Genomic DNA, 5678 nt, shown 5'->3' with positions numbered 1-5678 from the left:
CGACAACTATCGCCTCCGCATGCTCCTCGCCGCCGGCGGCCTCACCCCATGACCCCCCACCGGATGTCCGAAGAGCCGGATTTCACCTCCGAGGACCATCTGATGCGCCTCAGCGCCGCCCGGATCGCCCTCATCACGTGCAGCGCGGATACGGTCCGCGATCTCACCGCCCTGCTGTCCCTGCCCGATGTGTGGCCGACGTCACGCGCTCAGGCGCTGCTGCTGCTCGCGGTGCATCAGCATCGTCTCGGGCACACGTCCGAGGCGCAGGACGCTCTGCGTCGGGCCACCGCGGTGATCGCGACGCTGACCGTCCGGTTCTTCCTCCCGCTCGCGCCCAGCAGCGACCTGCGCGTGATCGCCCGGACCGGCGGCATCGAGCTGCCCGCGGTGGTATCGGCTCCGGGCCGGCTCGACGATGTGCTCACCCGGGTCCCCCTCACCAAACGGGAGTCGGCTCTCATCGCTCGACTGGAGACCGGTACGACGCTGGCGGAGATCGCCGAGCACGAGTTCGTCGCGCTGAGCACCATCAAGTCGCAGCTGCGCGGCCTGTATCGCAAGCTCGGCGCCTCATCTCGAGCGGATGCTGTGCTCATCGCGCGCCGACGCGGGTTCCTGCCCATCGGTGACGCGAGCGCGACGCGGTGACGACCCCTGAGGCCTACCGACGCTCGGCCAGCACGGCGTCCCAGATCGCGCGGGCGACGTCTCGCTTGGAGCCGGCGGCGGATGCCACGACCGCCCCGCCGTCGCCGATGATCTCGACCGTGTTGTCGGCGACTTCGAAGCCGTGCTCGGCATCGGCGCGGTTCACGACGAGCAGGTCGACGCCCTTGCGTTCGCGCTTGCGGCGGGCGCGAGCGCGCCGCTCGTCCGCGTCGGCGAGCGTCTCGGCGGCGAACGCGACGATGGTCTGGCCGTCGTGCCGGTCCGCGGCGAGGCCGGCGACGATGTCTTCGGTCTCGACGAGATCGATGCGTGTGAGCGCTCCCTCTTCCTTGGTCAGCTTGTGGTCGGCGGCGAGCGCGGGCCGATAGTCGGCGATCGCGGCGGCCATGATGACGATGTCGGCGGATGCTGCGGCATCCCTCATCGCGTCAGCGACGTCGGAGGCGGTCGCCGCCGGGATGATGCGCGCTCCACGGGCGGCCTCGAGAATGTCGGCGGAGATGTTCGCGGCGACGAGCGTGACCTCGGCGCCGCGGGCGAGGGCGTCTGCGGCGAGCGCGACGCCCTGGCGTCCGCTGGAGCGGTTGCCGAGGAAGCGCACGGGGTCGATGGGCTCGCGGGTTCCTCCGGCGGAGACGACGACGCGGATGCCGGAAAGGTCTCCGGGCGCGATCGCGGCGAGCGCTTCATCGACGATCTGCTCGGGTTCCCGCATCCGTCCCGGGCCGGAGTCGCCGCCGGTGAGTTCGCCGTCACCGGGGCCCGCGACGCGCACGCCACGTGCCTGCAGGGTGGCGATGTTCGCCTGCGTCGCGGGATGCCGCCACATCTCGGTGTGCATGGCGGGCGCGATCACGACCGGGGCGGTGGTCGCGAGCAGGGTCGTGCCGAGCAGGTCGTCGGCGAGGCCTGCGGCCATCTTCGCGATCGTGTTCGCGGTCGCCGGGGCGATGATGATGAGGTCGGCCGCCTGGCCGAGGGCGACGTGTCGCACCCGGGCGACGTCGTCGTGCACGCTGGTAGTGACGGTGTTGCGGCTGACCGCCTCCCAGGTCGGCAGGCCGACGAAGCGCAGGGCGTCCTCCGTCGGGATGACCGTGACCTCGTGGCCCGCTTTGATGAGCAGTCGGACCAGGTGAACGCTCTTGTATGCGGCGATGCCGCCGGTGACGCCGACCACGATGTTCATGCCTCGATTCTGCCCGAGCCTGCTGCCGCGCGGGCCGCTTAGACTGTCGCGGGTGTGCACCGTTGTGATCGATGTCGCCGAGCTCGGAGGGTCGCGGCTGCTGGCGATCCGCGATGAGGACCCCGCGCGTCCGTGGGATTCTTTGGGCGAGTGGTGGTCCGAGACGCATCCGGGTGTGATCGGCATCCGCGACCGTCGCGCGGGCGGTGCCTGGCTCGCCGCCGATCTGAAGAACGGACGCCTCGCCGTGCTCCTGAATCGTGCTGATGTTCCCGGTCTCGCGATCGATGCGGCGGTCAGCCGCGGCGCGCTCCCTCTCGATTCCGTCGCGGGCCGGTCCGTGCCGGCGTCGCCGCGGATGCACGGGTTCAATCTGCTCGAGGTCACGGCGGATGCTGCGCGCATCACGTCCTGGGACGGCGAGACGCTGCGCGAGACGCCGGTGTCGGCGGGCGTGCACATGATCGCGCACGACGAGCTCGACGATCCCACGACCCCGCGCATCGCCCGCTGGCTGCCGGAGTTCCGCGCCCGCCCGGCGCGCAATGACGACTGGGAAGAATCGTGGGTCGAGCTGCTCCGCGAATCAGCCGCTCTCGATCCGACCGATGATCGCGCGCTGATCCGAGACAACCGCCCGCACGGCTATCCGACCGAGTCACTGCTGTACTGCCTCGCCGAGATCGGGCACGACGATATGCGTGTGGACGAGATGCCGCTGCCCCGCTCGGCGGGCCGGAGCACCCACTAGGCTCCTGGCATGACCATGCCTCCGCCGCAGCCGCCGCAGAACCCGCAGCACGGACATAACCCCTACCCGGCAGCGCCCGCACCGCAGCCGCCGTACGCCGGCGCACCCGGATACGCCCCCGTTCAGCCTGGTCCGGCGAAGAACGGCACGGACCTCGGCAAGGTCGGCTTCATCATCGGTGTCGCAGCCGTCGCACTCAGTTTCGTCCTGACTTTCCTCACCACCATCATCGCCACCAGCGGCTCGTACATCTCATCGACCTATTTCGTGATCTCGTCGGTGAACCTGTATCTGACGTTCTTGCTCGGCATCGCGGCACTCGTGCTCGGCATCATCGGCCTGCGCCGGGTCCCGTCGTCCACGGCCCTCGCGGGCATCGCCATCGGAATCGGCGTGACCGTCATCGTCAGCCGTCTGACCTCGATGCTCATGTCCGCCATCAGCAGCCTGTACTGGTGAGTCCGGCGGCGGGCGTCGCACCCGTCACCTGATCAGCGTCTTCCGATTCCTTCAGCCGCATCTCTGCTGCGTCCTCCATGTCGCGCAGCCCCTGCAGCGACCGTAACGTTGCACGAGTCTCGGCGTACCGGATGAACCTCGACCACTTCGCGAACGTCGGGATGCAGAAGACAAGCACCAGCAGCACCGAGTAAGCCATGTAAACACAGCCGACCGGACCTAGGCCGAATCCGCTCATCAAGACGTATCCCGTCGATATTGAGAAGCAGAATGCCCCAATTCCGATGAACCATCTCAGCCACAGCGAGCTAGCATCTGAAAGATCGGCCGTCCCTTGCCAACCGAATTGCAAGATACAAGGCCCAACAATATACATGCCCAGCATCGATGCAGCCAAAACGATGAGAGAGCGCGATTCCACCCCGGGCGCAGCCGCCTCTGTCGCCATAACCCCGATCACGAAGATCATCCATACCGCGAACGGAATCACCCAGACCATGACGATCCAGCGCCTGCCTGGCAGATCGTCATTTTCCTCGATACCGTACCGCCGAGCCCTGCTCCGGCGAGCCTCAGCAGTCTTCCTCACTCCATCGAGCGCTCGTTGCGGTGGCTCGATACCCGTGATCGTCGAGGAGAAGACGAACAGGATGAGCGCGACGAGGACGTTGACGGCTGTCCCCACGATCCTGTCAGGGCGGTAGACGGCCAGGATGATGCCTGCGCCGGCCAATGACACCAGGAGCATGGCTCCGAGACCGGTGACGACACTGATCGTCCTACGTATATGCGGCGGGAGAGAATGCGCCTTCTGCCCGTAGTTCGTCGTGACCGCCGCTGCTATGAGGATCGCTGCGATGACCCCCGCTACGCCGTAGTAATCGCGATCGATGAGTGTCTCGAGGCCATCCAACACGCCGTCCCGCCACGCAGCTGTCACCACGGGGAGCTGCCCGAGCATGCCGAGCACAAACGCGACGAGCACCATGAGAGCCCCACCGGCGATCCATCGGTTCTTGATCACCCCCAGTGCGAACCGCTCCTCGCTTTTCGGCACTGACGCACTAGCGCCACGTCCCGGAGTAACAGCATCCGGACTCACAACGTTCTTATCCCCAGACATAACGAACATCAAACACCATGCGCGCACTCCCGCGCGCCGCGCCTACGCCCGAAATGTCCACCGAAACCAGAGCGCGCTGAGAGGACTGACGATGATGACTCCGAGGAACAAAATCAGTCAAGCTCCGAGGCACCGCTATTCGAAATCGGGCGCCTGCACTTCAGCGTGTTCCGGATGCTCCAGCGCAACTTCGAGGAGCCGGTAGGCCGTCGTATTCAACCCATCACCGGGGTAGAAGCCGTCGAAGAGCTCCTCGCCTTGCGCTGCGGTCGTGATCCCGCCTTCAGCGAGCAGCACGCGCAAATCCTCGTACTCTCGACGTCCTCGCCGCTGAGCCGCGTGCAGCTTCATCGCGATCAACATGTCGAGCGAAGCGACCCGCACGGTCACCGCACCGCTTGCGTAGACCGTCACCCACTCCTCTCCGCGAGCGCCCATACCGCTCGGGAGGAAGATACGGGCTTTATCGTTGACCCAGTCGTCCGGCCACCCCTGTTCGAACGCGATACTTCTGGCCACTTCCAAGATGACGTCGGCCGGGGCAAGAACCGCATCGATGTCCTGCGTTGCACCGCGTCTGGCATTGTGCCAGAGGGATATAGCTGCACCGCCGACGATGCTCATCTCTGCGGGCGCACCGGATTCGTGAAGCCGCCGGATGATCTGCTTGAGACCGAATTCCAGTGCGTCACGGGACAGGCGTGCCGAGGGCGCCCCCGAAGGACCTCCATCAAGACGACCACTCATGCGGAGATCAGCTCACCCTCTTCGATCAAGACGCCGCGACGCCGCAACGGCTCCGGGACGTGTTCGACATCGACGAGGTCTGCGAGCTCCGGCGCCCAGGGGGACCAACCGGCATCCGGGTTGCCCGCAGAGTCAGCCGCCCACTGCGGGATGGGAAGACCTCGACGAGCCGTCTCCTCCTCGACGATTCCGGCGATCGCCCAGGACCACCCTTCAGCGATCCCGTCGGGCTCATCGACGGTCAGCGCTGCAAGAGCGAGGACGTCACTGGAACGCAGGTTGTTCACCAACTGGAGCAGCTGCTGTGTGGCGGCGTTGGCATCACCCTGGTCGAGTGCTTCTTGGATCAGGGCTGCGATCTCAGCCGCGCTGGCGCGCCCGTGCGTATCGACGACGAGGAGCCGGGCACCGAGCCCCTGCGCCCATGCCTGTGTCGTTGAGGTGCGCGGGTCCCTGCGCCCTTTCTCGAACGCGTAGATCGCGCTCGTATCGATGCCCGTTCGCGCGCCGAGCACCGTCGCAGGGACCCCCCGTCGACGACGGAACCGCGCAAGTTGACCGATGACCATACAGCCATAATAGGGCGAAAACACCCTATTATGGCCCGATCCTCAGCGCTGCCAGATCCAGCGGCGCCGTCGGCGCAGGCGCACGGGCGGCGCCTCGGGCTCCGGGGGCGGCACGGCGGTGCGATCGCCCGACACCCAGCGCAGCCAGAGCGCGTCGGGGTTGCCCTC

Annotated in this window: 7 protein-coding genes; 3 read left to right on the top strand and 4 right to left on the bottom strand. The window is 66.9% G+C overall.

Going from position 1 to position 5678, the window contains the following annotated elements:
* Positions 1-48 precede the first annotated feature (48 nt).
* Positions 49-651: a LuxR C-terminal-related transcriptional regulator gene (locus Q0Z66_RS11835; RefSeq protein ID WP_298041404.1), complete on the top strand. Its 603-nt coding sequence runs from the start codon at positions 49-51 to the stop codon at positions 649-651.
* 13 nt (positions 652-664) lie between these two features.
* Here the strand turns inward: Q0Z66_RS11835 and coaBC are convergent, their stop codons facing one another.
* A complete protein-coding gene (gene coaBC / locus Q0Z66_RS11830) occupies positions 665-1861 on the bottom strand; it encodes a bifunctional phosphopantothenoylcysteine decarboxylase/phosphopantothenate--cysteine ligase CoaBC (RefSeq protein WP_298041402.1) in 1197 nt (398 codons plus the stop codon).
* Positions 1862-1913: 52 nt separating this feature from the next.
* Between coaBC and Q0Z66_RS11825 the strand changes: the two genes are divergently transcribed.
* Positions 1914-2612 (top strand): NRDE family protein, encoded by a 699-nt coding sequence (locus Q0Z66_RS11825; protein WP_298041399.1) that lies wholly within the window; start codon positions 1914-1916, stop codon positions 2610-2612.
* A gap of 9 nt (positions 2613-2621) precedes the next feature.
* Positions 2622-3071: a hypothetical protein gene (locus Q0Z66_RS11820; protein WP_298041397.1), complete on the top strand. Its 450-nt coding sequence runs from the start codon at positions 2622-2624 to the stop codon at positions 3069-3071.
* Here the strand turns inward: Q0Z66_RS11820 and Q0Z66_RS11815 are convergent.
* The 3 genes from Q0Z66_RS11815 to Q0Z66_RS11805 all read right to left on the bottom strand — a co-directional run bounded on the left by Q0Z66_RS11815 (position 3052) and on the right by Q0Z66_RS11805 (position 5510).
* On the bottom strand, positions 3052-4128 hold the full coding sequence (locus tag Q0Z66_RS11815) for a hypothetical protein (protein ID WP_298041395.1): 1077 nt from the start codon (positions 4126-4128) through the stop codon (positions 3052-3054). The genes Q0Z66_RS11820 and Q0Z66_RS11815 overlap by 20 nt on opposite strands.
* 201 nt (positions 4129-4329) lie before the next feature.
* The gene (locus Q0Z66_RS11810) at positions 4330-4941 is read right to left on the bottom strand and encodes a nucleotidyl transferase AbiEii/AbiGii toxin family protein (RefSeq protein WP_298041393.1); all 612 of its coding nucleotides are present in this window, start codon (positions 4939-4941) and stop codon (positions 4330-4332) included.
* Entirely contained in the window at positions 4938-5510 is a 573-nt protein-coding gene (locus Q0Z66_RS11805; RefSeq protein ID WP_298041391.1) for a helix-turn-helix transcriptional regulator, read from the bottom strand. Before Q0Z66_RS11805 ends, Q0Z66_RS11810 begins: the two co-directional genes overlap by 4 nt.
* Positions 5511-5678 lie beyond the last annotated feature (168 nt).

Source organism: uncultured Microbacterium sp., from assembly GCF_947632095.1.
GTDB lineage: Bacteria > Actinomycetota > Actinomycetes > Actinomycetales > Microbacteriaceae > Microbacterium.
Note: the sequence above shows the minus strand (reverse complement) of the source record. Positions and strands in the feature narration are given on the sequence as shown.